Origin of the sequence: Marinobacterium sp. BA1 (genome assembly GCF_041155135.1) — a bacterium.
Taxonomy (GTDB): Bacteria; Pseudomonadota; Gammaproteobacteria; order Pseudomonadales; family Balneatricaceae; genus Marinobacterium; species Marinobacterium iners.
Genome location: NZ_BAAFHC010000001.1, coordinates 2,834,839 through 2,860,788 on the forward strand (window position 1 = coordinate 2,834,839; position 25,950 = coordinate 2,860,788).

At 56.8% G+C, this 25,950-nt stretch carries 23 protein-coding genes and 1 pseudogene; 19 read left to right on the forward strand and 5 right to left on the reverse strand.

The genetic code is table 11. The features are described from left to right. Window positions 1-67 precede the first annotated feature (67 nt). The 10 genes from ACAM29_RS13805 (at window position 68) to radC (ending at window position 10,162) form a co-directional block, all read left to right on the forward strand. Complete coding sequence (locus tag ACAM29_RS13805) at window positions 68-706, forward strand: TRAP transporter small permease subunit (protein WP_369624456.1); 639 nt, start codon at window positions 68-70, stop codon at window positions 704-706. Beyond that, the gene (locus ACAM29_RS13810) at window positions 696-2,051 is read left to right on the forward strand and encodes a TRAP transporter large permease subunit (protein WP_354409533.1); all 1,356 of its coding nucleotides are present in this window, start codon (window positions 696-698) and stop codon (window positions 2,049-2,051) included. Before ACAM29_RS13805 ends, ACAM29_RS13810 begins: the two co-directional genes overlap by 11 nt. Window positions 2,052-2,069: 18 nt before the next feature. Beyond that, window positions 2,070-3,236, forward strand: coding sequence for an iron-containing alcohol dehydrogenase (locus ACAM29_RS13815; RefSeq protein WP_369624457.1), 1,167 nt, complete (start codon window positions 2,070-2,072; stop codon window positions 3,234-3,236). A gap of 37 nt (window positions 3,237-3,273) precedes the next feature. Next, on the forward strand, window positions 3,274-4,776 hold the full coding sequence (locus tag ACAM29_RS13820; protein WP_369624458.1) for a CoA-acylating methylmalonate-semialdehyde dehydrogenase: 1,503 nt from the start codon (window positions 3,274-3,276) through the stop codon (window positions 4,774-4,776). A gap of 334 nt (window positions 4,777-5,110) precedes the next feature. After that, a complete protein-coding gene (locus tag ACAM29_RS13825; RefSeq protein ID WP_369624459.1) occupies window positions 5,111-6,310 on the forward strand; it encodes a tyrosine-type recombinase/integrase in 1,200 nt (399 codons plus the stop codon). A gap of 67 nt (window positions 6,311-6,377) precedes the next feature. Then, window positions 6,378-6,761: a type II toxin-antitoxin system RelE/ParE family toxin gene (locus ACAM29_RS13830; RefSeq protein ID WP_369624460.1), complete on the forward strand. Its 384-nt coding sequence runs from the start codon at window positions 6,378-6,380 to the stop codon at window positions 6,759-6,761. Beyond that, window positions 6,742-7,047, forward strand: coding sequence for a helix-turn-helix domain-containing protein (locus tag ACAM29_RS13835; RefSeq protein ID WP_369624461.1), 306 nt, complete (start codon window positions 6,742-6,744; stop codon window positions 7,045-7,047). Before ACAM29_RS13830 ends, ACAM29_RS13835 begins: the two co-directional genes overlap by 20 nt. A 28-nt stretch (window positions 7,048-7,075) precedes the next feature. Next, window positions 7,076-7,891, forward strand: a complete 816-nt coding sequence (locus ACAM29_RS13840; RefSeq protein ID WP_369624462.1) for a TIGR02391 family protein — start codon at window positions 7,076-7,078, stop codon at window positions 7,889-7,891. A 9-nt stretch (window positions 7,892-7,900) separates the two neighbouring features. Beyond that, on the forward strand, window positions 7,901-9,184 hold the full coding sequence (locus ACAM29_RS13845) for a hypothetical protein (protein ID WP_369624463.1): 1,284 nt from the start codon (window positions 7,901-7,903) through the stop codon (window positions 9,182-9,184). 468 nt (window positions 9,185-9,652) lie between these two features. Beyond that, a complete protein-coding gene (gene radC, locus ACAM29_RS13850; protein WP_369624464.1) occupies window positions 9,653-10,162 on the forward strand; it encodes a DNA repair protein RadC in 510 nt (169 codons plus the stop codon). 153 nt (window positions 10,163-10,315) lie between these two features. Here the strand turns inward: radC and ACAM29_RS13855 are convergent, their stop codons facing one another. The 5 genes from ACAM29_RS13855 to ACAM29_RS13875 form a co-directional block, all read right to left on the reverse strand. Further along, entirely contained in the window at window positions 10,316-12,283 is a 1,968-nt protein-coding gene (locus tag ACAM29_RS13855; RefSeq protein WP_369624465.1) for a hypothetical protein, read from the reverse strand. Between the two features lie 5 nt (window positions 12,284-12,288). Beyond that, a complete protein-coding gene (locus ACAM29_RS13860; protein WP_369624466.1) occupies window positions 12,289-14,262 on the reverse strand; it encodes a hypothetical protein in 1,974 nt (657 codons plus the stop codon). Between the two features lie 12 nt (window positions 14,263-14,274). Further along, complete coding sequence (locus ACAM29_RS13865) at window positions 14,275-14,904, reverse strand: hypothetical protein (protein WP_369624467.1); 630 nt, start codon at window positions 14,902-14,904, stop codon at window positions 14,275-14,277. Beyond that, window positions 14,901-15,977, reverse strand: coding sequence for a hypothetical protein (locus ACAM29_RS13870; protein WP_369624468.1), 1,077 nt, complete (start codon window positions 15,975-15,977; stop codon window positions 14,901-14,903). Before ACAM29_RS13870 ends, ACAM29_RS13865 begins: the two co-directional genes overlap by 4 nt. Before the next feature lie 61 nt (window positions 15,978-16,038). Then, on the reverse strand, window positions 16,039-16,329 hold the full coding sequence (locus tag ACAM29_RS13875) for a helix-turn-helix domain-containing protein (protein WP_369624469.1): 291 nt from the start codon (window positions 16,327-16,329) through the stop codon (window positions 16,039-16,041). A 285-nt stretch (window positions 16,330-16,614) separates the two neighbouring features. Here ACAM29_RS13875 and ACAM29_RS13880 point away from each other — a divergent pair, with 285 nt between their 5' ends. The 9 genes and pseudogenes from ACAM29_RS13880 to ACAM29_RS13920 all read left to right on the forward strand — a co-directional run bounded on the left by ACAM29_RS13880 (window position 16,615) and on the right by ACAM29_RS13920 (window position 25,754). Beyond that, the gene (locus ACAM29_RS13880) at window positions 16,615-16,944 is read left to right on the forward strand and encodes a DUF2958 domain-containing protein (protein ID WP_369624470.1); all 330 of its coding nucleotides are present in this window, start codon (window positions 16,615-16,617) and stop codon (window positions 16,942-16,944) included. Window positions 16,945-17,265: 321 nt separating this feature from the next. After that, a pseudogene (locus ACAM29_RS13885) lies at window positions 17,266-17,415 on the forward strand (DUF6499 domain-containing protein); the annotation flags it as partial. A 334-nt stretch (window positions 17,416-17,749) separates the two neighbouring features. Continuing rightward, window positions 17,750-18,325 (forward strand): RNA polymerase sigma factor, encoded by a 576-nt coding sequence (locus ACAM29_RS13890; protein WP_369624471.1) that lies wholly within the window; start codon window positions 17,750-17,752, stop codon window positions 18,323-18,325. A gap of 138 nt (window positions 18,326-18,463) precedes the next feature. Further along, on the forward strand, window positions 18,464-19,606 hold the full coding sequence (locus ACAM29_RS13895) for a FecR domain-containing protein (RefSeq protein ID WP_369624472.1): 1,143 nt from the start codon (window positions 18,464-18,466) through the stop codon (window positions 19,604-19,606). 218 nt (window positions 19,607-19,824) lie between these two features. After that, the gene (locus ACAM29_RS13900) at window positions 19,825-22,311 is read left to right on the forward strand and encodes a TonB-dependent siderophore receptor (RefSeq protein WP_369624473.1); all 2,487 of its coding nucleotides are present in this window, start codon (window positions 19,825-19,827) and stop codon (window positions 22,309-22,311) included. Between the two features lie 233 nt (window positions 22,312-22,544). Continuing rightward, the gene (locus tag ACAM29_RS13905; protein ID WP_369624474.1) at window positions 22,545-24,191 is read left to right on the forward strand and encodes a PepSY-associated TM helix domain-containing protein; all 1,647 of its coding nucleotides are present in this window, start codon (window positions 22,545-22,547) and stop codon (window positions 24,189-24,191) included. Next, a complete protein-coding gene (locus ACAM29_RS13910) occupies window positions 24,188-24,502 on the forward strand; it encodes a hypothetical protein (RefSeq protein ID WP_369624475.1) in 315 nt (104 codons plus the stop codon). The genes ACAM29_RS13905 and ACAM29_RS13910 overlap by 4 nt, the downstream gene beginning before the upstream one ends. After that, a complete protein-coding gene (locus ACAM29_RS13915) occupies window positions 24,499-25,356 on the forward strand; it encodes a DUF3325 domain-containing protein (RefSeq protein WP_369624476.1) in 858 nt (285 codons plus the stop codon). The genes ACAM29_RS13910 and ACAM29_RS13915 overlap by 4 nt, the downstream gene beginning before the upstream one ends. After that, complete coding sequence (locus ACAM29_RS13920; RefSeq protein ID WP_369624477.1) at window positions 25,353-25,754, forward strand: hypothetical protein; 402 nt, start codon at window positions 25,353-25,355, stop codon at window positions 25,752-25,754. Before ACAM29_RS13915 ends, ACAM29_RS13920 begins: the two co-directional genes overlap by 4 nt. Window positions 25,755-25,950: the final 196 nt, after the last annotated feature.

A 25,950-nucleotide genomic window follows, 5' to 3' on the forward strand; every position in this document is an offset into this window, starting at 1 on the left:
AATTGCCAGCGAAGGGGCGGGAGCCGCCCGTCCCTTCCTACTGTTCAGGTATCACCGGAGTCCAGACATGAATCAACTGACAACACCTGCCCCGGTCTACGCCGACGAGGCACCAAGCCCTGACAACTTCGACATGGAACAGCTGGTCCATCACACCGAGCTGCCCCATACACGTCTGTCACGCAGCTTCGACGCGGTTATAGGCACAATCTCAGCCATCGCTCACTGGAGCTGGCCACTGCTTATGTTGGTCATCATGATCAACGTGGTGCTGCGCTACGCCTTCGGTGAGGGCCATATCGAGCTGGAGGAACTGCAGTGGCACCTTTACTCCATCGGCTGGCTGGTCGGCCTCTCCTTCTGCTATGTGCTCGATGACCACGTCAGGGTGGACCTGTTGCATGAACGCCTTGGTCTGAAAACCCAGGCCGTTATAGAGCTGCTCGGCATCCTGTTCCTGTTGCTGCCCTTTGCCCTGGTCGTACTCTGGTACGCCATCCCCTTTGTGCAGTACTCCTTCGAGATGAGCGAAATTTCCATGGCACCGGGCGGGCTGCCCTACCGCTGGGCGATCAAGGCGGTACTGGTGCTCGGCTTTGCGCTGCTGCTGCTTGCCATGCTGTCACGCCTGAGCCGTGTCTGCGCGCTACTGTTCGGTTTCCCCCGGACAATACGAATCAGCGAGGAGAAAGCCCGTGGAAATTAATGAAATTCTCGCCATCACCATGTTCGCCAGCTTTATTGTGCTGCTGTTCACCGGTTTTCCGGTTGCCTGGGTACTGGGCGGCGTGGCACTGATCTTTGCCGCTATCTCCATGATGGCCGACCAGATGTGGGACGCCTGGATCGGCATCGACTGGGAATACGTTTCAATCACCGTCCCCCGCATCTGGAACGTAATGACCAACTGGGTGCTGGTTGCCCTGCCGATGTTTGTCTTCATGGGCCTGATGCTGGACCGCTCCGGTATCGCCGAAGACCTGATGACCAATCTGGTGCGCCTGTTCGGTCGCGTTCGCGGCGGGCTGGCGATCACCGTCACCTTCGTCGGGCTGTTATTGGCGGCCTCCACCGGCATTATCGGTGCGTCCGTGGTGTTGCTGGCGCTGCTTGGCATCCCGATGATGATGCGCCAGGGCTACAGCCACGAATTGGCCTGCGGCACAGTCTGTTCCACCGGTACCCTGGGCATCCTGATTCCGCCCAGTATCATGCTGGTGATGATGGGCGACCGGCTGGGCGTGCCGGTGGGCGACCTTTTCCTCGGCGCACTCTTTCCGGGTCTGCTGCTGGCTGCGCTCTATATCGGTTACATTTTTGCCGTGGGACTTCTGCGTCCCCAGGCCGCGCCAGCCCCGGACGACGCAGAGCCGGTGACGCCGCTCCTGGTTGCAAAGGTGTTTGTCACCGTGTTGCCTGCTGCCGGCCTGATCCTGGCGGTACTGGGTTCCATCTTCGCCGGTATCGCCACCCCCACCGAAGCGTCCGGCGTCGGTGCCGCCGGTGCAACTCTGCTGGCAGTAATCAAGAAGCGCGTCAACCTGCAGGTGCTCTATGAAGTCTGCCGCGAGACCACCAAGACCACAGCGTTCATCTTCGCTCTATTGCTCGGTGCGACGGCATTCTCGCTGGTACTTCGCGGCCTGGGTGGTGACGAGCTGATCGAATCGGCGCTGACCGGTCTGCCGTTCAGCCCCACCGGCATCGTGATCTGCATTCTGCTGGTGACCTTCGTACTCGGCTTCTTCCTCGACTGGATCGAGCTGACCCTGATCATCCTGCCGCTGGTGGCCCCGGTGGTGTCCGGCCTCGGTTTCGATCTGGTCTGGTTCACCATCCTGTTCGCTGTCTGCCTGCAGACGTCGTTCCTGACCCCGCCGGTGGGTTTCGCCCTGTTTTACATGAAAGGCGTGGCCCCCGAGGGGATCACCGTCGGCACCATCTACCGTGGCGTACTACCCTTTATCGCACTGCAATTGGTAGGACTGTCGATCGTTTTCTACTGGCAGCAGATCGTGACCTGGCTGCCTTCCATGGCCTATTCAAACTGACCCTTTCGGAGAATAACAATGAGCAACCGAATCATTCTGCCCCGCCTGATGGAAGTAGGTGCCGGCGCCAGTCGCAAGGCTCCTGAAGTACTGGCGGCTTTGGGCTGCAGCAACCCACTGATCATTTCCGATCCGATGATGGTCAAGCTGGGTTATGTGGATAACCTGCAGGCAGCATTGAGCGAAGCCGGCGTTGCCAGCGACCTTTTTGCCGACACCCTGCCCGAACCCACTGAAGCCTCGATTCTGGCCGGTGTGGATAAAGTCAAAGCGGGCAATTACGACGCGATCATCGCCCTCGGTGGCGGCAGCCCGATCGATTCTGCCAAGGCGATCTCGATCCTGGGCAAGTTCGGCGGCCAGATGCGCGACTACAAGTTCCCGCGCGATGTCAGCGAGCAGGGCCTGCCGATCATCGCCATCCCGACCACCGCCGGCACCGGTTCCGAAGCGACCCGTTTCACCATCATTACCGATGCCGACAAGGACGAGAAGATGCTCTGCGTTGGTCTCGGCTTCATGCCGGCTGCCGCGCTGATCGACTATGAACTGACCCTGTCGGTACCGGCTCGCGTCACCGCTGACACCGGCATCGATGCCCTGACCCACGCCATCGAAGCCTATGTCAGCGCCAAGGCCAACCCGTACAGCGACAGCCAGGCACTGGCGGCGATGAAGCTGCTCGGCCCGAACCTGCGTACTGCCTATCACCAACCGGATAACCGGGAAGCACGCGAGGCGATGATGCTCGGTTCAACCCTGGCCGGCATTGCCTTCTCGGCCGCTTCAGTGGCGCTGGTACACGGCATGAGCCGACCTATAGGCGCCTTCTTCCATGTGCCTCACGGTCTGTCCAACGCCATGCTGCTGCCAACCGTCACTGCTTTCTCGCTGGACAGCGCGCCGGAACGCTACGCCGACTGTGCCCGCGCCATCGGTGCCGCCCTGCAGAGTGACGATACCGACACCGCCAACGCCAAACTGATCGCCGAACTGCGCACCCTCAACGAGGAGCTGGAAGTGCCTAGCCCCGCCGCCTATGGCATCGATGAAACGCGCTACTTCGAACTGCGCACCACCATGGCCGAGCAGGCACTGGCGTCAGGCTCTCCCGGCAACAACCCTCGCGTGCCCAGCGTGGATGAATTGATCGACCTCTATGCCGCTGTCTGGAATCAGCAGTAACAATAATTTTTATAACAAGACTCAGGAATATACTCAGATGACCAACGTGACTAACTTTATCAACAACACCCGCACCCCGAGCGAGTCCAGCCGTACCGCCCCGGTCTACAACCCGGCCACCGGCGAACAGAGCGGCACCGTCACCCTGTCCACCGCCGACGAGACGCGCAGCGCGATTGCTGCCGCCGAGGCAGCGTTTCCCGCGTGGTCCAAGACCCCATCTGTGGTCCGTGCCCGCGTCATGTTCAAGTTCAAGCAGCTGCTGGACGAAAACCGGGACAGGCTGGCCGAGCTGATCACCCTGGAACACGGCAAAGTGTTCTCCGACGCCCAGGGCGAAATCACCCGCGGCATGGAAGTGGTCGAATTCGCCTGTGGCATTCCCCACCTGCAGAAGGGTGAGCACTCGCTCAACGTAGGGCGTGACATCGACTCCGACTCGCTGATGCAGCCGCTGGGCGTCTGCGCCGGCATATCGCCGTTCAACTTCCCGGCCATGGTGCCCATGTGGATGTTTCCGGTATCAATCGCCTGCGGCAACACTTTCGTCATGAAGCCGTCCGAGAAAGACCCGAGCGCCACCCTGTTCATCGCCGAACTGCTGGCCGAAGCCGGCCTGCCGGCGGGCGTCTTCAACCTGGTCAACGGCGACAAGGAAGCAGTCGACGTGCTGCTCACCGATGAGCGCGTGCAGGCGGTCAGTTTCGTCGGCTCCACTCCCATCGCCGAATATATCTATGCCACCGCATCGGCCCACGGCAAGCGCTGTCAGGCACTGGGCGGCGCCAAGAACCACATGGTGGTCATGCCGGACGCCGATCCCGAACAGGTAGTCAACTCACTGATGGGTGCCGCCTACGGCTCCGCCGGTGAACGCTGCATGGCGATCTCTGTGGCGGTCTGTGTCGGTAACGAAGTAGCCGATAACCTGGTCGAGATGATGAAAACCGAGATTGGCCAGATGCGTGTCGGTCCCGGACTGGGTCAGGAGCAGGAGCCGCACATGGGCCCGGTGGTCAGCCGCGAACATCAGCAGAAAATCCTGGCCTACATCGATAGCGGCGTAGAGGAAGGCGCCACCCTGGTTGCCGACGGTCGCAACTTCACAGTAAACGGCCACGAGAACGGCTTCTTTGTCGGCCCAACCCTGTTCGACAACGTCACCACCGAGATGCGCATTTACCAGGAAGAGATCTTCGGCCCGGTGCTGGTGGTCGTGCGCGTCAACAGTTTCGATGAAGCCCTGCAGCTGATCAACAATCACGAATACGGCAACGGTACGGCCCTGTTCACCCGCGACGGCGACACCGCCCGCCAGTTCGAGGAGAACGTCAAGGTCGGCATGGTCGGCATCAATGTGCCGATTCCGGTGCCGATGGCCTTCCACTGCTTCGGTGGCTGGAAACGTTCCGTATTCGGCCCGCTGAACATGCACGGCTCCGACGGTGTACGTTTCTTCACCCGCATGAAGACCGTCACCCGCCGCTGGCCCACCGGCATCCGTGCCGGCGCCGAGTTCTCAATGCCGACAATGAAGTAACCGTTTGCAGCCAGCCACACCGCCTCTGACGGGAGACTGTGGCTGGCTGGTCGCCGCAGAGGCATGCAACCTGATATGCCTGCCACGACGACACATAAAGTGGATTGCCCTGTCCCAACAAGGTACTGCTCTTGCCGCCCATGAGGCGGCTTTTTTTATTTCACCATGACTCCAGCACCGTACTTTGCTGGACTACGCCTAGGCTCGCTACAGCAAGTTTATCAATAACTTAGGTGAATTCATCATATGCCGGTGCTTTCCGAAACTTGACCCGGCTTCCTTCCGCTTGGCTCCTAACAGGCTCCTGGAAACGGGTCTTTCCAAGGAGTCAGCTATGGCTAAGATCAAACTCACCAAGTCCGCAATCGATGCGGCAAAACCCCAGGCGCAGCCCGTTGAGTTGCGTGACACTCTCGTCCCCGGCTTCCTGTGCAAGATCACGCCTGCCGGACGCAAGGTCTTCATGCTCCAGTACCGGACAAATGCTGGTGAGCGGCGCAAGCCGGCACTGGGCCTGTACGGAGAACTGACGGTCGATCAGGCCCGCTCGTTGGCGCAGAGTTGGTTAGCTGAGGTTCGCCGGGGCGGCGATCCGGGAGCCGCAAAGGCTGAGGCGCGCAACGCACCGACGGTCAAGGAGCTGTGTGCAAAGTTCATGGAGGACTATTCCAGGCATCGTAACAAACCCAGCACCCAGAAAGGCTACCAGGGCAATATCGACCGCAACATCATCCCAATCCTGGGGCGAATGAAAGTCCAGGATGTGAAACGATCTGACGTAGCGGTGATGATGAAGAAGCTGGACTACAAGCCAGGTGAGGCGAACAAAGCCCTGTCTGTCCTGCGTAAGATGTTCAACCTGGCTGAAATTTGGGGCTATCGCCCGGATGGCTCGAACCCATGCCGGCACGTTCCGCTGTATACCGGTGGCAAGACGACCCGCCTCATTACCGATGAAGAAATGGCCAAGTTGTTCAAGCATCTTGACCAAATCGAGGCCGAGGGCTTGGTACCTTATGTCATCCCGTTGGCGATCCGTCTGCAATTCGAGTTCGCTGCCCGCCGCTCTGAAATCGTCCTGCTCGAATGGGAATGGATTGATCTGGAAAACCGCCGGGTGGTCTGGCCTGACAGCAAGACCGGTGGGATGTCCAAGCCCATGAGTGAGGAAGCCTATCGGCTGCTTTCCACGGCCCCTCGACAGCCCGGAATGCGTTATGTGCTGCCGCCGCCACGCAACCCTCTTACTCACCTGACCTATGGGGAATATTACGGTGGCTGGACGCGGACGCTCAAAGCGGCTGGTGTACCGCATGTTGGCACCCACGGCATCCGCCACCGCTCAGCCACCGACATTGCCAACTCGGGTATTCCGGTCAAGGTCGGCATGGTGCTGACCGCGCATAAGACGGTCACCATGTTCATGCGCTACATCCACACCGAGGATGATCCGGTGCGTGAGGCGGCTGAACTGGTGGCGAACCGGCGCAAGACCATCACCGGGGCGCAGCGTGACAAGAGAGCGTCCGTATGAACCGGCCAAGTCTCCTAGAATCTGGACAATCATGCCCGTTACGGGTATATTTTTGGAGTGGTAGTCTATGACGGTTTTTAAGAGAAAGGACTTTGCGCGGTGGCAGGCGAGCGAGAAATTGTCCGATGCGGCCCTGTGCAAGGCTGTCAAGGAAATGGAAAGCGGACTGATTGATGCAGACTTGGGCGGCCATCTTTACAAGAAGCGGGTCGCCCGGCCTGGTTCAGGTAAGAGCGGTGGCTACCGCACCTTGTTATCGGCCTGTGTTGGCCACCGCTATATATTCCTGCATAGGTTCCCGAAGAGTGACAAGGCCAACATCACGCGGGACGAGAAAAAAGCACTGCAATATGCTGGCAAGGTATTTCTGGAACTATCGGGTACGGCGTTAGTGAAGGCATTACAGGCAGGTGTTCTACTGGAGGTATGTTGTGACAAGCAAAATCATTGAATCTTTGCTCGGTGACTTGGCTGCATTGCACGACGCTGGCGCAATCAACAAAGTAACCATGCGCCAATTCGACGCGATTTGCCCGCCGCCAGTGCGCGAATTCAGTGCCGACGATATTAAACGTTTGCGTGAAGCATTGCACTTCAGCCAACCCGTATTCGCCCACCACCTGCATACCAGCGCTTCGACGGTACGCAAGTGGGAACAGGGAGAAACCCGTCCCGCTGGCCCGGCGCTCAAACTGCTTAACGTTATCGCCGACAAGGGCCTGCAGGCCATTATTTGATAGAGCAAGTCCGGCGGAGAAACAGAGAATGGCTTCACGCATTGCCCCATTCAGTTCCCAGCACTTGGAAGCGGCCTGCCGTGTTCTTGCTGACACCGCACAGGGCTTGACCGGCACACAAATTGGCCGATTACTTCAAGAGATTCAGGTAGCCGATCCCTCGCCAGATATGACCAAATGGAAACGGCTGTTCAATGCACTGGCTGAAGCACAGAATCAGCACCAAGTCGGCAACCATCTCATCATGTTTATTAACCGCGCGATGAATCCAGTGAATTATGCCAGCAATTCTGGAGCATTTGCATGGCGCCGCGATGAACTCAATGTAGTCCTGGCCTTTTCGGGGTTCTACGTGCGTAACGATGGCAAAGTCGCTCATGCTGACAAGGCCAATACGCTGGACGAGGCCCGTGCTCGTGCGGGCCGTCTCAGAGCTGCGTTGGAGAGTCGTGCGGTGCATGCAGAGGTTCTGAATTACTGCCGCGCGGAACTCATGGAAGAGAACTATTTTCACGCGGTCTTTGAGGCGACTAAGGGTGTCGCCGAGCGGATTCGTCAGCTTTCAGGTCTCGGTGGAGATGGGGCTGACCTGGTCAATAAAGCATTTGGGGGGCAGCAGCCCGTTCTTGTCTTGCGAACATTGAGTACTGAGTCTGAAAAGAGCGAACAAAAGGGCTTTGTAAACCTATTGATCGGTCTGTTTGGGGCGGTACGCAACCCACTTGCCCATGCCGCCAAAACGCAGTGGCCGATGTCTGAACAAGACGCCCTGGACATCCTAACGCTGGCATCATTGATTCACCGAAAGCTGGATGGCGTCTCCAGGTTTGCTGTTTCGATGTAAGGGGGAACCATGGACGAGGCGATTGTTGTTTTCTCCCGGAAAGGGATCTTCAAGGCCTCTATCGCTGCGCGAGACGTCCGCAGTCGGGAGCATGCGCGAAAGCTGTGGCCTTTGGTTTCCGCTGACGGATCGCGACAGATGGTCACCTGGGTCAGTCCCTCCTTCAACAATGGAAAACTGCGCCGGCGATCCCATTTTAGAGTACTGCCTGCCCAGCACGTCTTTAAGCCTAAAGCGCACTTCGACGATGAAGAAGCCAGCCGGTGGCGCGCTGTGCAGGAGAGCCCCGAACACCGCCGGGCGAAAGAGTTAGTTGCAGAAGAACTCTCCAACCGTCTAAATGCCGGGCTTGCCATGCCTTGGGTATTCAAAGATGAAGATGCATCCGATTATCCGTTACAGGGCAATCTGTTGCTTGGTGCCGATCAAGTGGCAATTGAGCACTCCCTTGAAACACCGTTTGGCAGTCAGTTTAGGCTCGATGTGGCCGTGCTCGGCCCGCCAGTCCAGGCTGAGCCGATGGTACTTGGCGGGGTTGAAATCGAACTCGGCCACGCTTTCGACGGACGCAAAGCGCTGATCGGAAAGTCGCTCGGGTTCCCACTCATCTCCATCGATATCACCGAAATGACACTGACCGAACTGACGCCAGAATGGGCGCAACGTGTGTTGACAGCAACCACGCGTAGCCATGAACAAGGGCGTCGGCAGACCTACATCTATCTCCATGACTTGTTGTATCCCCTCTATGCTCAATTGCCGGCGTTTCTTGATAACGAGCAACGCCATCAGTTTCTGGTATTTGCCGATGATGAAACGCTAAACAAGCTGGTGCGCTGGATGAATCTGTTGGCCGACAAACTGGAGTATCCAAAGGGAATGGTTGCTGTAGCATTAGTCAACGGCAAGAACGACCAGGCTCGCAAGATGCTGGAGCGTGCCGGGCAAGTTGTTGGGCCCGATTGGCAAGAATTCAATGATCAGAAATGTCTTCGTCTGACCCTTCCTCGCCCAAAGGGGCCGACCGATCTTCAAGCGCACCGTTTCCACATGACCATGGCACGTATTCTTCTGTCGCACACCGATGCGCTGGTTGGCTACAAGTATTGCAACGGCGTGGACAACAATCACCCTGAGGACGATGTGTGGATTGCGAAGCGCTGGATTGCCGATGAAAAAACCTTTTCCGAGCACCGTGTATTGCCAAAGCGATTAGCCGAGCCGGTCAATAGATTGATCGCCGTCGTTTCGGATCTTAGACAAAATCACTCCACCGTCCGACTGAAGGTGTGAGTGCTGCTCATAGAAAATCCTTCATGAGTTGTTCGGCGACGCCAATCCTGGTTGCTCGACGAGTTGGATATCGACCGGTGCTCTATAGTGGTTGGTTTTATGCGCGTGTGGCATACAGAACAACAGTACAAGGTCACCCAATCTAACCCTTGCACCCCGGCGTTCCGCCGTCGGACTCGCGGGCTGCGCCCCGCGCCTCATACTGAGTCACGGCCATCCAGCTTTGATCCCTGAGTGTCTTCGGCCGTTGGGCCTGCGCGCTCCGCTTGCCAAGAGCGAGTGGGTGCAGTGGGCGGGGTGTGGGCGGTCTTGCTGCTTCCTTCACCGTACCACGGCGTGCTCGCCGTCAAGGGCGGCGCGTGCTCCGCGTGCTTGTGTCCCGCGGCCGTTGGTCACCCCTGACGGCTTGCGCTGCGCCGTGCTGGCGGCGGTTCCGGGTAATTCCGCCCGAGCAACCGGAGCACGATCATGACTCAACTGTCCTTTTCCTCATTCGATTCCTCTCTGCTGGTGCGTGACGCGCAGGGGCGCTACCTGCCGGCGTCCGTAGACCAAATTCTTGATGCGGCACGCCATGTCATCGACCAGAAACTCCAGCGGGGCATGTCCTTCACCTCACCGGCTGTCGTCAAGGAGTTCCTGTGCACCAAGCTAGCTGGCTTCGAGCATGAAGTCTTCGCGGTGCTGTTCCTCGATTCGCAGCACCGCCTGATTGACTATGCCGAGATGTTCCGGGGCACCATTGACGGTGCATCGGTGTATCCGCGCGAGGTCGTCAAGGAATCGTTGCGGCTCAATGCGGCGGCGGTAATTTTTTCGCACAATCATCCCAGTGGGAATCCCGAGCCGAGTCGCGCGGATGAGGCCATCACCAAGCGGCTTGCCGAGGCGCTGGCGCTGGTGGACGTGCGTACGTTGGATCACGTCATTGTCGCCAGTAGCGACACCACGTCCTTTGCCGAACGTGGCCTGATCTGATTCTGGGGCTTCGGCCCCTTTTTTTGCTGCCCCTTGTCGTGTCGAACTCTCGGGCACTGGGGGGCTGCGTGTTGTACTTGTCCGTCCACGCCTTCGTTGAAGGTAGAAAGGCAGTCTTGCTGTCACCTTACCATATCACTGCATTCACGTCGCTTAAGGTCGGTTAGTCTTGGCAAACTTTGTGAGGTCACTCGGCCTCTTTCGCCGGCCTGGAACCTTGACGATCAAAATCAGCCGTGACTGGGATTCGTCGCAGCGGCGCACGTGGCGCATCTCAAACAAGCTTGTTAGATGCGGCGCACCTTCGCGGTTGGATGTCGCCAGGTCGAGCACCAACAACACACCCAAGCGAATACTGACATTCTGGTAGTCCGTCGTTTGTGCTGCATACGATTTGAAGAGTGCATCGAAGGAGCAGTCTTTTTCCTCGCGCTTCACCTCGACAACGAGACGTTCGGGGCCGGACTTCAGGCGTATGTCGGCTCTGCCACTCGCAATGTTTGTCGGTTCAAGATCGCTCCCTGCGGCATACGTTGCCATCCAGCGAAAAAAGTCCTGCTGTAGTTCGCCCTCGTGAGGAAGGGAGCCGTCATCGCGTTCGAAGAGGTAGGCGCCAGTTGGATCGTCGCCCTTAGTCAATTCCAGGCGATTAAAAATAAAACGGACCATCCAGAGAAGCACGGTATCGAAGAGACGTGCCCCATTCGTATTCGCGCTATAGTCGGTGTGCCCTTGTGCCTCCTGACAGCAGCGTTCGATGACATCGGCTTCGGAGCCTGTCAGGTTGGCAAGCTGCAATGACACAGCGTTCTCGACTACGCCGGAGAGGATATTCTTCTTTTCTTCTGGGATGTTGGATCTTGCGATGATGGCGGCGAGCGAGGTCCGTTCGCTCGCCGCCTCAGGAGGGTTTTTCGGGCTGCCTGACTGTTCAACGAAAGTATCAACCTGCGCAATCAGATCTTGGGCTTCCTTGGCCCATTCGTGGGTCGTGTTTTGTTGGAGCCACATGCGCACTTGATGCGCCTGTCCAGCTTGCGTGGCGACGCTTGCGCGTATTCGAGGTCTGACCATCGATTCGACACCACCGTGCTGATCTCGACGCAAGATCGATCGACCTGCGCTATACACAGACAGGAGTCCCTCCTCTATGACAATTGCCGGCTCCCACCAACTCGGCTCGTCAAGTGAACCTGCCAGTCCTGCAATGGCACTGGCCAAGGCGCTCCAACACACCGCCTCAGTCTGTCTTGCCCCCAACCATGGAGGGCCGGAGCCTCCGGACCAGGCGTGCAGCTCGAACGCGTGCTGCTGAACGCAAGCGCTCACGGTGCCGAACGATGTGCTTGCGGCACCACTGTGGAAGCTCAGGAGTAGGTCAAGCCCATCGATGTACAAGCTAGTTTCTGGACGGCGCTCGGATGCTCCGTCGGACTCACCAAACCAGTCTCTGGCCTCACGGAAGGCGGTGGCTGCCGCGTTGCTATCCGCTCTATCCATGGCTTCAGAAAGAGCCGCCATCCCCAGCTCGAAAGTGGCCTCAGGTCGGACCGCTTCGAGTTGAGAGAGCTTGTGCAGAACTTCGACCAGTTCCTTGTCACGCCAGTGGGAATAAGCGACGCCGACAATCTTGGCGGCCCGTCGCAGGAACTCTGTATCGTCGCTTGGAGCGAGACCGAGGAAGTAGTCCAGTAAGCGAAGCTGCCAGCGCCTGTTGTCACTGGCCCAGCGAAACGCGCCCTCCAGCGCTGCGCCGCGCGCTAATCCAGATAGCGAATGGTCTCCGGTTGATGCCTTTGCCAGAAAGAGCATGAAACAACACTCATCTCCGTCGTCTGGCAGCGGCCGATGATGTTCGAGGATGTCGACCGCTTCAAGGAGTATGAAGTCTGTTGTCGCGACCTCCAATAGATCGTGTAGGACACCCTTGTGCACTTCTCGATCACCCGCCTTAGCATTCCTCCACCCCAACACAAGTGGGTGAAGCAGCTCGGGCATCATGGGTGTAGTGCCGAGCGATCGTGCTGCCGGTGCGAGTTTCTCTATCCCTCCAAGATCTCCCAACTGCCAGTCTCGCCCGTCTTTCACGATCTCTATGAGCTCTGCTTCGATCGGATGCATGCCAGTTACCATAGGAAGGCGTTCCCGGAAACCTCACGGCGATGCGCTTTTGGTATGTGATCGGTTATCGCCTTAGATGAGATGCCAGCAACAAACACCTGAAAATTCGGCAACTTGGTGAAAACTGCCTGAAGTCCAGCAACAAGGTGATCCACGTCAACGGGTGACACCTCTTGAGCAGCAGGCGAATCAATCATGAGCAATCCTGGGTGCCGGCCGATTCCCCGTGCTTCGGCAATTTCGATCATCGCAAGAACGGTCGCCACCTTCAGGCGCAGCTTTTCGCCTTCCGTTACCTTGCCGTAGCTTGTGGGTACTCCGCCTTTGGTCAACGAGAGCGACGCGTTTCCCTTCAATGATGCTTTTGACAAGTTCTCCATTCCGAAGGCATTGGCGTACTCGACCAAGCGCTCAGAAACATCTTCGAGCAATCCATCCCGGACGGCCTTAACTCGAGACTCTGTTTCCGTCACGACAGCAGACAGAATTTTTAACTCGTCGCTTCGGTCATCAGCTTGTACACCCGGGCTTATCGAGGCTTCGGCTTCCTCCAATCGACCCTCCAGGACCGCCACGGCTGTTGCAGCCTCCTGCCGCCGCACTGCGGAACCTAGCTCTTTAGAAGCTGACTCAAGACGATTTTGTAGGAGATCAATCTTTTCGCGAAGGGCTGCCAGTTCATTCTCCGCCTCCTCTTTCTTGGCCGAGGCGCGTTTTACTACAGCCTCGGATGCTGCAACACGCTCCTGGAGTTCAGCCTTGATTGCCTCACCGTCTTCGGAGTTCGTGATTGACTCACCGCAAACAGAGCATGAGTGAGTAGAACTCTCAAGCTCTTTCTTCGCCTTGGATATCGTATGGTCGCAGCGAGGGCAGCACTTCGGCTCCAAGCGACGAAACACTGCCGACGCAGACATGGCATCTATGTGGGTCTGGAGGTCCCGCCGATCTTCCTGATAGACGGTGCTTAGTTCTCGAAGCGCGGTGACGGCACGTTCCGTATGTTCGGCAATGCCCCGCTCTTGGCGACGAACATCGGCCAGCTCGATTGCATCGGCATCAATGGCGTTGCGTACTGCCTCATCGCTTGGGATCTTTGCTAGCTCAGCACGCTTCTCTGCCAGTTGGGCTCTAATACTTGCAATGCGCTCCTTGGTCGCCTCATGTGCTTGCTCTGCTTTTCGAGTAGAAACTTGAACAGCTTGCTCGACGCCCTGGTACGCGGTTTTAGCAGTAGCGAGTGTCGAAACCCATGGAACTCCTAGGTACATCTGCATCAGTCGTGATGTGAGGCCAGTGGCAACGGGCATGTCACCAAGAAGTACCTCGTAATTGGTGCCGATGAACATTGCTCCTGAGAAGGCTACCCAACTATGTGTTACCGACTGCCCCTCGTTTTCTCCGCCTTTTCTCCAACTCGATATTGGATCCATAGCGAACGTGTGCATGAAAAAATCCGCCATGACCGCTTCGAACTCGCCATCGGTGGCGAAGCTGGCAAGAACGGTTCTCTCTGGTTCGCCTTCGGCAGTGCTGGGTGCACGAATACGGTACAGGCTGCCGATAGGCTTGCCCTGAGTCTTGGCAACGATCTCGTATTCGTCTGAGTCAAGGAGGAAACTCAGTCGCACGGCATGAACCCATCGCCGCACATCGTCTTGCAGGTTGCTTGACGGTCTTCCTCTTATCATCCATCGAACGATCTCGATGATGGTTGATTTGCCCCGCAAGTTGTGCTCAGAGAGCATGGCCCACAGGCCGTGATCAAGGGTCTTCCATGAAAACGCGAAAGTGCCGGCGTTCGCAACGCCGTCCTTCTCGCCAGAAAACTCGATCTCTCGCAGAACAAGCCTGCGAGGCTGGGCGAGTACAGGTGATGGTTGAATTTGGTGGGCGGAAAGGACTCCTTCAACCTCGGAAGTTTCCACCTTTGCCCTCGTGGCTATCGCTTGTAGCCATTCTTCCTTGGGTTTCGCCATCTTTCCTCCCCGCTAGTCGGATTGCAGCTGCGTGAGGCGAAGTCGCACATCTTCGGTAATGGCAGGAATGACCCCTCCCAACTTGGTCTCCGCATAACTCGCGCGCTGATACTGTTTTTGCTTCAAAGCTGTCCCGCCCATGGTCCCGGCAACCTTCGCTACCAACTTGGCCCTATCCGCGTACCATTGAAGGATTGGTTCTTGCGATACTGCGGTCGAGCATGTCTCATAGCCGGTCTTAGTGAGAACGAAGTCTGTCTCCAAGACCTTGTTGTTTGCTCCTTTGATACCAGTGATGCGAACGAGATCGCGGGACCTCAGTAGCGACAAGGCATCATCCAAGCGTTCATAGGCGCCAAAAAAGTACCGGGTCATCGGAACGCGGCGAAGGTCTGGTTCCTCGTCGTCCAAGATCGCTTGCGCTGCCTCGTAGTAACTCTTGTCCTTCGTTTCTGTGAACAAATCAAGCAACTCAGCCGCAAGATAGTCTGGATTTCGCATCCAGAAGTCGAATGCTTGTAGGCGTGCTTCGCCTTTGAAGATGAGTGCATGCTCAGCCGTTGGTGGTTCGACGGGATTACCTCCTGCCCTCAAGACGAATAGAATTCGCAGGGCGTCGCGATGGGGTGACCGTACTGTCATGCTGGCTTGCCTCTTCTCGAAATTGGCGCTGTCGCCGGCCAAAGGCCATGGGCTCGCAGCAGGCGCGCTGTCGTGAAGCCATCCATGAAAACGATCCGGCAGGGGGAGACAAAACTGCGTGCAAGCGCAAACGCCTCTGCCTGTTTGCGGACGGCGGCGCCAATGGTATGGCAATGCTGCACGACGTAGATCTGGGCAGGAATGTTGAAGAGGCGATAGAGTTGGTCGCCATTTTTTCCAAGATCGGTTGGCTTCATAGGGTGAAACCGTGCTGGCCCTTTCAGCAAGAACGCCCCAGTGTGACGGTGGCCGGCAACAAGCAAGTTGGCCGACAACACATCGCTTTCCTCTCCACCCCAATCGCTGGGCACTGAATACTCGCCCAATAGGCAACAGATCAGCTCTTTAACGGCCTGTTCCGAGACCATGGCCATGCGCTTGAACTCGGCCTGAGAGGGAAACCAAGTCTCGTCCATTCCGGCAAACTGCTCGATGTCTTCCGGGCGCAGTTCGAGTGTCGGCACGAAAGGTGAAGTCATCGCATGGCTGCTCGCGACCAAATCCCCTATAACGTAAGGCACTGCACGGATGGTGGTGTCGTCGATACTCGTGATGTAGCCAAATGCGAACAAGCGCGTCGAGCCAGACATGCGGGTGTATGCAGTGTCATTCACCAGTCCGTTCTTGGAAAACTCGAAGACGAGCTTCTTGCCGGCAAGTGGTTCGTCGAGCCTTTCTGTGAGATTCAAAGCAGGGGTCTTGTTAGTTGCCGCGAAGCCCTTGCCTGTGAAATGACCGTTATAGATGAACGGAGTGCCTTCTTTCAGTTCGCCTTCGAAGGCCAATTGTGGCAGTGTCTTTACCCTGCCTGCAGCGATCGTTTGCAACAGGTATGAACCAACAGCATTCGAAAGGATTGCGGCAGACATCTGAACGTCGTGCCCCTGAAGCGCCGCCACTACGTGCGCGGGCAGGTGTTGAGGGTTCAGCAGCCCCAGGACACGGTCACGACTTAGGTAGAACGCCATTAGCTTCGCAGCAGTTGGCAACGCCTCTACTCCTTGTTTCGCCACAATGTTATTCAATCTTAGCGGGCCTCTGGTTTTATTGTGAGTGGGTAGGCACTGCCGACAATCAGCTATCGCGTTGTTTGATAATTTCTTGTAATTCTTTCTGAACCTGCGCCAAAAGCTGGTCGGCCTGTGCCTCACTGTCGCCGGCATAGGCCAGCATCAGCAGCGTGAGCGGGTGTATGTCCATCACCTCGCACAACTCAGCCAGCTTGCTGAGGGTCGGGCTTTTCAGATCGCGCTCCAGGGTACTCAGGTAGGTACGGCTGGACACGTCAGAGAAGGCTTCCTGGCTTAAGCCACGCGCCTTTCTGACTGCCTTCAATGCTTTCGCCAATGAGTACTGTTCTGCCACCAATGGTTTCCCCTCAAAAACCAAGATGAGAGCCTATTGCGCCCTATAGGACTACAACCTATAGTGTTCATTTGGTGTTGCTCTGTGTTTTTGTGCCTTTACGGAAATCCGCTTTTGCGGATCATGTGCCATCCGGAGAGCCGTATTCGTGCCTTTGCTGATAGACGCCAATGCGCTTACACGCTTCTATGTTTTCGTGGATTTGAGGGAGTGCGCTTGCGTGTGTTTGTACACAAACGCTGATGCGGTTCTGCGATTCAGTGCCTTTATGGTGGGTGGGCGGCCATGAGCGCACTCGTTACTGATGCAAAGCGTGCGCAACTGCTTGCCAACAATAGGGAGGCCGACCCGGTGCCTGTTGTACGCTTATTCACCCCGGATGCGCACGCCACCTGGCTACTGGCCTCGCTCGACCCTGCCGATGACGACACCGCCCACGGCCTGATCGACCTGGGCATCGGTATGCCTGAGTTGGGGATGGTGAAATTGTCCGATCTGGCGTCCATCGTCGGGCCGCAGGGACAGCCCGTGATGCGTGATTGCTACCTCCAGCCGACGCGGCGACTATCGGAATACCTGCGGCTGGCCGAGGAAAATGGGTCAATGACCGACTGAACCGCCACATCAGTGGCGGCCCACTGTGTCTTTTTAGGTCTGACCTCAGACCGACAGGGTCTGGATAAGCAACCTTGCACCGACGCAGTGCATAGCTGCCCGAAACAGTCATGATGCACGGCGCGGCTTTTGGCAGGCTGGCCAATACGGCACGCCATTTTGGGGCGAGCCGTCGTCGCATTCGGACGAAACCCACAACGCACCGGAGCCAATCGGTCTTGACGCTGACAATATACCGTTTCACCCATGATGTTGCGATGATGGCTTCATAGCGCAATTTTCCACCGTGGCGACGTTCCTCAAGCCGAGGGAGGTTGCGCCATGGCTAATCCCTGCGCCCCGTCCTGGTATCCGACGGCGGCCTATCTCTACGTCCTGCACCTGGATGGCCCGGCGCTGGCTTGGGAGTATCTGCGCCGCCACCCGGATTACCGCCGGGACTGGCGTCGTTGCCGTCGATCTGATGCAGCACATCACCGCGATGGTTCGCAATGGCGGTGTTTCATGGGAAATAGCTAAACAACGAGGCCCGTCCGTTATTTAGCTGCGGCCCGATGTAACTCGCCGTCGCACGCAGCAGCTCGTTAATCGATTGCCAATACTATTGAGATTTATTATCATTTATGTTTTTTGCTCCCGTGCGATGCGCGTATGTATCAATGTGCAAGTGCTCATCCTCTGTGGCGACCTTGTAACACGGAGCAAGCCCGTTTTCGATCTTAAGTGGTGATGTTCGTGGGTACAGAGAGTCGCTTGTTTGCTTGGTTGAAACCTAACCTTAGTACTGTCCAATAGGTACGGATTAATGTTGAAAAACTCCACCCTGCTGCACGCCTTTATGGAGTGCAAGCCTGACTTGCTGCGCTTCTTGAAGCGGCGGCTTGGCTCGTCGAGCTTGGCGGTGGATATGGTGCACGACCAATACTTGAAAATCTGCGACATGAAGGATCAGCCTTCGGTCGGCAATCACAAAGCCTACCTGTTCGGCATGGCAGCCAATCTTGCTACCGACCATCTTCGCACTGAAAACCGTCGTAGCGAGATATTGCAAGAGGCCAGTGGCGTTGTCTGGCAGGAAACCGATGAACTCAGCCCGGAACGCCATACCTTGGCCAAGGCAGAATTAGCCTATTTGGCTCAGGCGGCGGCGGGGTTGAGTGATCGGACTCGCCACATTTTTCATCTCAGCCGCTACGAGGGTAAATCCCAGGCGGAAATCGCCGAGCAACTCGGTGTGGGGCTAACCACCATACACAAAGACCTCAAAACCGCCATGGCGGTATTACGTGCCGCACGTCGGCGCTTTCATGATCAGGCGCCGGGCGATAATCAGGCCGATCACTATCCCTCAAAGTCAAAAGTCGCCGGGAATGAATCATGACAGTGTACTTCTGTCATCCCCTTGGCCAATATTCGTGCTGCCAAAAACGACGGGATAGAAAAAAAGCGTGAGATACTTCCGTCTCACTCGTCTTACATTATAAGGATGACAAAATGCGAGGCATCTGCAGGTTGGCAGGTGTCCGCACAAGGTATTATGAGCGAACCAACACACCCCACACAGTCCGGCGGCGCTGAAGACCAGGAGCTGATCGATGATCAGGCTCTGGACTGGTTTGTGCTGATGTCGTCTGGCGCACCAACCGAAGAACAACAGGTGCGTTTCCAAATGTGGCTGGTCGCAGACCCTCGCCACCAGATCGCCTACGAAGAACTGGATACCCTCGATGCAGACATCGATGGTCTGCGTGATGCATTCGCTCCCCTCTCAGGGCACCGATTAGAAAAAAGAGTCGAGCGGGCCAGCGACGAACCCGGATGCCTCGTCCAACTTCATTCCGCGATGCCGCCACCTGAAAAGGTAGTTCCTTTTTCCGACCGCGAGTCTAGCCACCCTCATCGTCGCAGCAAAGCCCTACGGGCCGGAGCTATGGCGGCCTGTTTTGCGCTGTTCGCGTTCAATATTCAACACCTATTACCCGGCCTGATGGCGGATTACCACACGGCGGTGGGCGCGCAGGCCAGAATCGACCTGCCCGATGGCTCAGTCGCCTGGCTTAATACCGATAGCGCGATCGACCTCAACTACTCCGAGGGCCGCAGACAAGTCGTATTGCTGCGGGGTGAGGCCCAGTTTGACGTGGCAAAGAACCCGCAGCGCCCGTTCAGTGTCAGCGCCAGTGGTGGCCGTTCAACTGCGCTCGGCACGGTATACGCCGTGCGTAAAGTCGAGGACAGTGTGGAAGTCACCGTTAGCGAAGGCACGGTGGAAGTGGTGTCACCGCTACCCGAGGGCGCATCTGTCGACAAGCTTGCGTCCGATACCTCCCTGTCCCGCAATCGGGTGGTCCTGACGCATGACCAGCAGGTGCGGTATCGCAAAGGAGAATCGCCTGGTCGGGTAATTGAGGTCCAATCAAAGAGCCAATTAGCCTGGCGGCAGGGCTTTATAGACATCCGCAACCGCTCGCTGGCCGACGCCCTGAAGGAAATTGACCGCTACCATCCCGGCCGTATTATCCTGATGGCAGATACCGAGAGCCTTCAACCTGTCACTGCCCGCTTGTCTATCACCTCGGTAGATAATGGGTTGGATGCCCTTGTTGGCACCCAAGGGCTAAAGGTCACCCGCCTGACGGACTACTTGGTACTTGTACGCTAGGCCTCATCCTCTGCAGAAAAGTCATCCAATGTCGGCCCACAGGGGCCGATTACAGCTTATTTCAGCGCGTTCTATCAAAAATAGTCCAACAATTTGCACCGGTTTGGAAAACCCCACCCGTCTACTTAATGGGAGCGACAAAAATGCTTCTCATTGTTATTCGCAGGTCGCAGCGTGGCCTGACGTTTTGGGGACTATTTACACCAGGAGCAAATTGCATGACGTGTTACACCCGAATTCCAACGGTAGCAGGCCTTTCCCCGTTGCCGGCAACCCACCGACTACTGCTGTTGAGCGCAGCCATTGCCTCGGTGCTGCTTAATTCTTCTCCTGCTTTGGCGCAAGAGGCTGCCACACCCGCCAATCAGGTACAGTTGGCTCAAACCGATCAAACACAGGATTTTGCCATTGCCGCTCAGCCGCTGGGTTCGGCATTAGACCGCTTTTCCGAGCAGACGGGTATTGCCTTCGCCTACACCAGCAGCGAGCTGGAGGGCATCCAATCCCCCGGTGTCAGCGGCCGCCTGGCTCCGCGTCAGGCGCTGGTGCAGTTGCTGGCGGGTACCGGCATCAGTTATCGCTTTACTGGTGGTGATACCGTGGTGTTGTCGAAAGCGGATCAGTCAGGTGCGATGATGTTGCCGCCGGTGACGGTGACGGGGGGAACGTTGGGGGGGACGACAGAGGGTACGGAGTCGTACACCACCGGCTCCATGAATACAGCCACGAAGCTACCACTTTCCATTCGTGAAACCCCGCAGTCGGTCAGCGTGATCACTCACCAGCGGATGGACGATCAGTCCATGTTTACCCTCAATGATGTAGTGGAACATACCCCGGGTCTTACCTTGACCAAATGGGGCGACGAGCGTCCCCGTTTCAACTCCCGCGGATTCCAGCTCAGCAACCTGATGATCGACGGCCTACCGATCTTTTATGAGGAAGCTGCACTTAGCACTGGTTTGTTATCACAGTACGATCGCGTCGAAATCGTCCGAGGGGCTTCAGGCTTGATGGAGGGTGCTGGACAGCCTGGAGGCTCCATCAACTTGACTCGTAAACGACCAACTCGGGAATTCCAAGGTTCCATCACCGCCGGCGCTGGTAGCTGGGACAACTACAATACTAGTGTGGATGTCGGTGGCCCCCTCAATGATCAAGGGACTCTGCGAGGACGAAGCGTAATCTCCTATCAAGACAAGAACTCCTTTCAAGACTACCGCGAGAATAAACGCAGTTTGATCTACGGCATCCTGGAAGCCGACCTGTCCGAAGCGACCACGCTAAGCTTCGGAATCTCCTACAACGGGGAAGATAATCCAGGCGCAAACTGGGTGGGTATGGCGACATGGCCCGACGGTAGTTTCCTGCCCATTTCCCGATCCCACTCCATGTCTCCAAGTTGGACCTATTGGGACAAGGAAAGTAAAACGGTATTCGCCGAACTGGAACATCGCTTTGCCAATGACTGGAAGGCCAAGGTGGTGGCAACTGATATCGAAAGCGAAATGGACATGCTGGGCGTCAGTTTCTATAGAGTTAACGACGACCTCGTGTACAACGTGGGGTCCTACAACTATGACATCACTCAAAAAAGCGTTGATGGAATGCTTTCTGGCCCATTCTCCCTATTGGGAAGAACTCACGAACTGGTGATCGGCAGCAGTTACCGAACAAACAAAGACGACTGGGCAGGCAGTTGGCCCACCGATTACAGCTTCGCTCTCAATCCACTTGATTCTAATTCGGCAAGTTCGGCCCCATACCCTTTGTTACAAAGCCCTCTCCCTTACTCTCTTAATACCGACACAGAACAATCTAGTCTTTATACGACGGCGCGCTTCAGCATACTCGATGACCTGAAGTTGATTATAGGTGGGCGCCTTGATTGGTATGAGTACGAGGAGAGTATCCGATCCGGTACTTGGAGAAATAATACCGAATACAAAGCGACTCGTGAGTTCACGCCTTATGTCGGGTTGACTTATGACTTGAACGATACTTACACAGCCTATGCAAGCGGGACTCGTATATTTTCCCCACAGAACTACATGACACCTAGCGGTGGCCTGATTGATCCCCAGGAGGGGACCAATTATGAGCTTGGAATCAAGGGCGAATACCTCGACGGACGTTTAAATGCCAGCTTGGCTGTTTTTCAAATCAATTTGGAAAATCTCCCTACCCAGCTAGAAACCTCACAATGCTCCCTGGGACAAATCAGCTGTTATGCCACCTCCGGAGAAGTACGTAGCCGAGGTATCGAATTAGAAATTTCTGGAGAACTGACTGACGGCTGGCAGATTGGCGCAGGTTATACCTACAACTATGCCGAAACGCTTGAAGCATCTTCATATTCTCAAGTTGGCACTGGCAGCTCGGGAAAACGCTATGGAACAAACCTACCGCTGAACCTACTCAAAGTCTTTACCTCATACCGCCTACCAGGTGAACTAAACCGCTGGAAAGTTGGCGGAGGGGTGCACGCCCAAAGCAAAATATATACTCAATACGGGGTAGAACAAGGTGGCTATACGCTGGTGGACTTTTACGCAAACTACACCATAAATCGAAACCTAGACGCAACCTTCAACATAAATAACGTATTTGATAAACGCTACTACGCTGGAATTCTGAGCGCAGATGGCGGGAATTATTTTGGGGATCCGCGCAACTATATGCTGACAGTCAAATACAAATTCTGAGCAACATGCGTAGGGCTTTTTCCGAGCCAATATCCACCTCCGCGGAGCCTGTTTATAAAAGTAGTAAAGCTAGAGTCAGGTACAACTTAACCTGACTCTTCCCTTAATTTTATGTCCATAAGTTATAGCTTTGGGGCTTTCGATTTAGGGAATGGCTGCCCAGGGCAATGACTTCGGTGAGGGAATTAACAATCCGCACGGGTCAAATCTACGATTACTTGAGACATTGCATTGTGAAAGAAAGATTTCGCCAGAGCATGGCCTGGCTGCATACTTGGTCCGGCCTAGTGGTGGGCTGGGTGCTGTTCTTTGTGTTTGTTACGGGCACCGCCGGGTATTTTAATTCCGAGATTACCCGCTGGATGCAACCGGAATTGCCTCTGCATCAACCTAGGCTGCAGGATAACGGCAAGCTGGTGATGGCCGCCATGGATCGTCTGCAGGAGGTGGCCCCCACGGCTGAATTCTGGAGCATCACGCTGCCACACCGCTCACAAGCCTTCCGGCGCTGGGAGGATTTTTCCATCAGTTGGGAAACCATGCCCAGGGAGGGGCACGAGCACGGCGTGTTTGGCAGTGAGGTTCTCGACCCAGGCAATGGTGAAGGGGTTAATGCCATTGACGCCCGAGACACTGGCGGGGGTGGTGCCCTCTATGTGATGCATTACGCCCTGCACTATATGGATGCTGAACTGGCCTTCAAACTGGTGGGGGTCTGTACCATGATCATGCTGGTGTCGCTGGTGAGCGGCATCATTACTCACAAGAAGATATTCAAGGATTTTTTTACCTTCCGGCCCGGCAAGGGGCAGCGCTCCTGGCTGGATGCCCACAACGTAATGGGTGTGATGGCGCTGCCGTTTTTCCTGATGATCACCTACAGCGGGCTGGTATTTTTCGGCATTACGTATATGCCCGCCGGTATTGCCGCTATCTATGGTACCGATGACAAGTCCACCGAACGTTATTTCGATGACTTGTTCGGCGACCATAGCCACAAAGCCATTACCCGCCCCACGGCCTCGGTGCCGGATATGATCGCCAAGGCGGAAGCTGCCTGGGGACAGGATCAGGTGCGCTCCGTGTTTATCCAGCACGACGCTGGTGAGGAACCGCAGGTGGATATCGGCCGTGTGCGCGGCGGCCAGGTGCGGGTATTCGACGCCGAAATCATGCGCTTTCATGCCCATACCGGCGAGCCTCTGTCGCTGGACCCGCCCGACGGCCTGACGCTTAGAACCGATGAAACCTTGCGGGCGCTCCATGAGGGCCGCTTTGCGGGACCCTGGTTGCGCTGGCTGTATTTTATCGCCGGCCTGTTGGGTTGCGGCATGATCGGCACCGGACTCGTGCTGTGGACGGTAAAACGCCGCAAGAACCATGAAGCGACCGGCGGGCACTGCGACCTACACCCGTTCTGGGGCCTGCGACTGGTTGAGGCGCTCAATGTCGCCACCATCGCCGGCTTGCCTGCGGGGGTGGCCGCCTACTTCTGGGCCAACCGCCTGCTGCCGGTGGAGATGGCCGACCGTGCCAATTGGGAGATGCACTTTCTGTTTCTCATTTGGGGTGAGGCCTTGATCTATGCGTTCTTCCGGTGCTCTGATCTCAAGGGATGCCGCAAAGCCTGGGTCGAGCTGCTGTGGCTGGCCGCCGCCGCGTTTGCGCTGTTACCCCTGATCAACGCCCTGACCACCGACAAACACTTATTGAATACCGTTGCGGCCGGTGACTGGGTACTGGCCGGGTTTGACCTGACCATGCTGGCATTGGGGCTCGCCTTCGGCTACATGGCCATCAAGGTCAAGCGTATCTGGTTGAAGAAAGCTGCGCAGGAAGCACAGACCAATAACGCTGCATTGGCGGGGGAGGCAGCATGATCGCCTCTTTGAGTCCCACGGCCCGATACCGCTGGAGCGTGGCTTCTCGCGTGCTGGCCGCCGTGGTGGGTGGCTATGCCCTCACATCCGCCGCTACGGTGTTGCTGGCGCTGGTCTGGCCGCTGCCGCAAGCCGAGGCTGTCCTGGCTTCCACCATGCTGAGTTTCGCCCTTTATACGGGAGTGCTGGTGTGGATTTTCGCCGTTAGACGCCTGCGTACGGTTTGGCTGGGGCTGGTGATTGCCACTGCGGTGTGCACGGGCTTGTCCTGGCTGTTACTGCCGGGTTCCGTGCTGGGAGGAGGCGTATGACGGTACTGCATATGGCGGTGTTGCTCCTCAGCCTGGCGGGGTTTATCGCGCTGGCCATGGCCATGCCCAAGCACAGCAAGCAGGTGTTACGCAGGCAATTGTCGGAATCTCGGGGTCAGGTTTTACGAGTACTAGGCTGGGCGTTGCTGGCGCTAGCGCTGGGATTGGGCATCGCCCAATGGCAATTCGACGTGGGCACGGTGACATGGCTGGGGTGGTTAACCATTGCCGGTGTGGCCCTTGTGTTTTATTTGCCCAAATGGCCGGGGCAGCCCGAGAGCAAGCCCACCAGGGCGCGCAAGCGCAAAGGAAATGTGGGTGGGGTTGTTGTGCCAGAGCGCGTGGTGGTGTCGCGCCGTTCCCGAAGCATGCGTTTCGGTATCGCCACGTTTGCGCTGTTGCTGCCGTTCGGCGCTTTTGCCTGGCAACTGCTGAACACACCGGACAAGCCGCTGCTGCGGGACGATGCCCTTCACGGCGAGATTGGCCCTTGGTCTTTCTCGCTGGCGGAGAAAGACCAAAAGCCGCCAGAAGTGGTTGCACTGGATGTGCCACTGAAAGCGTTCGTTATCCGCTTTTGTGATGGCTGCGAACGGGATATCCGTATGGCCTACCTCAAAGTTCGCGAGCCTCGTTTTTCATTCGACGCTGTGGGCACTTTGCGAACCGCGGGCAATGCCTTCGAGGGCCGGGGGCGGGAGAAAACCGCCGAGATTCCCCTGCCGCGTGCGGCCACCCTCGACGATGGCCTGTGGCTGACGGTGGAGGCCACCAATGGTGATGTGTACCACCAGCGGTTTGATATCCAGCGCCTGTCACCGGCCATGGCGCGATTTATAAGGGAGGACACATGAGGATTCCACTGGTTGCCTTGGTCTTCCTGACCAGTGCGATGGCCTATGCCCACACGCCGGTATGCCGCTGCGAGCTGAACGGTGACCGAATTGACTGCGAAGGTGGTTACCACGATGGCTCCAGCGCGGTGGATGAGACCATGCGTGTTATCGCCTACAACGGCGCAACCTTGGCCACGGGCAAGCTGGATACAGCGTCGCGTTTCAGCACGCCACTGCCCAGCCAGCCCTTCTACATCCTGATGGACGTGGGGCCGGGGGAGGCTTTCGAAGTGGATTGGCGGGATATTGTGGGCATGAGTAGGGAGCACTTCTCAACCACTGAAGCGGGAGATGTGATTGGCAGCCCTCTGGATAAGCAATCAATAAATGAACTAGACAAAGACATTGATGAATAGACCTATGATGAGAAACACAAAGGCAAACTTGTCCTCGATGCCGGGCCGTTTAATGGCCTTGGTGGGCATCGGCCTGTTGGCGGCGAACGCGGCTTTCGCGCAGGCTGATGCTACTGACGCTGATACCGAGAGGAATATACCACCCACGGTCATCGAGGCTGGCGATAGGCCAGTGTCAATTTCGGTGGATGAGACG

Excerpts from the sequence above, each read along its gene's own strand:
- ACAM29_RS13805 (WP_369624456.1), top strand. The coding sequence starts at position 68 with ATGAATCAACTGACAACACCTGCCCCGGTCTACGCCGACGAGGCACCA.
- ACAM29_RS13815 (WP_369624457.1), top strand. The coding sequence starts at position 2,070 with ATGAGCAACCGAATCATTCTGCCCCGCCTGATGGAAGTAGGTGCCGGC.
- ACAM29_RS13820 (WP_369624458.1), top strand. The coding sequence starts at position 3,274 with ATGACCAACGTGACTAACTTTATCAACAACACCCGCACCCCGAGCGAG.
- ACAM29_RS13825 (WP_369624459.1), top strand. The coding sequence starts at position 5,111 with ATGGCTAAGATCAAACTCACCAAGTCCGCAATCGATGCGGCAAAACCC.
- ACAM29_RS13830 (WP_369624460.1), top strand. The coding sequence starts at position 6,378 with ATGACGGTTTTTAAGAGAAAGGACTTTGCGCGGTGGCAGGCGAGCGAG.
- ACAM29_RS13840 (WP_369624462.1), top strand. The coding sequence starts at position 7,076 with ATGGCTTCACGCATTGCCCCATTCAGTTCCCAGCACTTGGAAGCGGCC.
- ACAM29_RS13845 (WP_369624463.1), top strand. The coding sequence starts at position 7,901 with ATGGACGAGGCGATTGTTGTTTTCTCCCGGAAAGGGATCTTCAAGGCC.
- radC (WP_369624464.1), top strand. The coding sequence starts at position 9,653 with ATGACTCAACTGTCCTTTTCCTCATTCGATTCCTCTCTGCTGGTGCGT.
- ACAM29_RS13855 (WP_369624465.1), bottom strand. The coding sequence starts at position 12,283 with ATGCATCCGATCGAAGCAGAGCTCATAGAGATCGTGAAAGACGGGCGA.
- ACAM29_RS13860 (WP_369624466.1), bottom strand. The coding sequence starts at position 14,262 with ATGGCGAAACCCAAGGAAGAATGGCTACAAGCGATAGCCACGAGGGCA.
- ACAM29_RS13865 (WP_369624467.1), bottom strand. The coding sequence starts at position 14,904 with ATGACAGTACGGTCACCCCATCGCGACGCCCTGCGAATTCTATTCGTC.
- ACAM29_RS13880 (WP_369624470.1), top strand. The coding sequence starts at position 16,615 with ATGAGCGCACTCGTTACTGATGCAAAGCGTGCGCAACTGCTTGCCAAC.
- ACAM29_RS13890 (WP_369624471.1), top strand. The coding sequence starts at position 17,750 with ATGTTGAAAAACTCCACCCTGCTGCACGCCTTTATGGAGTGCAAGCCT.
- ACAM29_RS13900 (WP_369624473.1), top strand. The coding sequence starts at position 19,825 with ATGACGTGTTACACCCGAATTCCAACGGTAGCAGGCCTTTCCCCGTTG.
- ACAM29_RS13910 (WP_369624475.1), top strand. The coding sequence starts at position 24,188 with ATGATCGCCTCTTTGAGTCCCACGGCCCGATACCGCTGGAGCGTGGCT.
- ACAM29_RS13915 (WP_369624476.1), top strand. The coding sequence starts at position 24,499 with ATGACGGTACTGCATATGGCGGTGTTGCTCCTCAGCCTGGCGGGGTTT.
- ACAM29_RS13920 (WP_369624477.1), top strand. The coding sequence starts at position 25,353 with ATGAGGATTCCACTGGTTGCCTTGGTCTTCCTGACCAGTGCGATGGCC.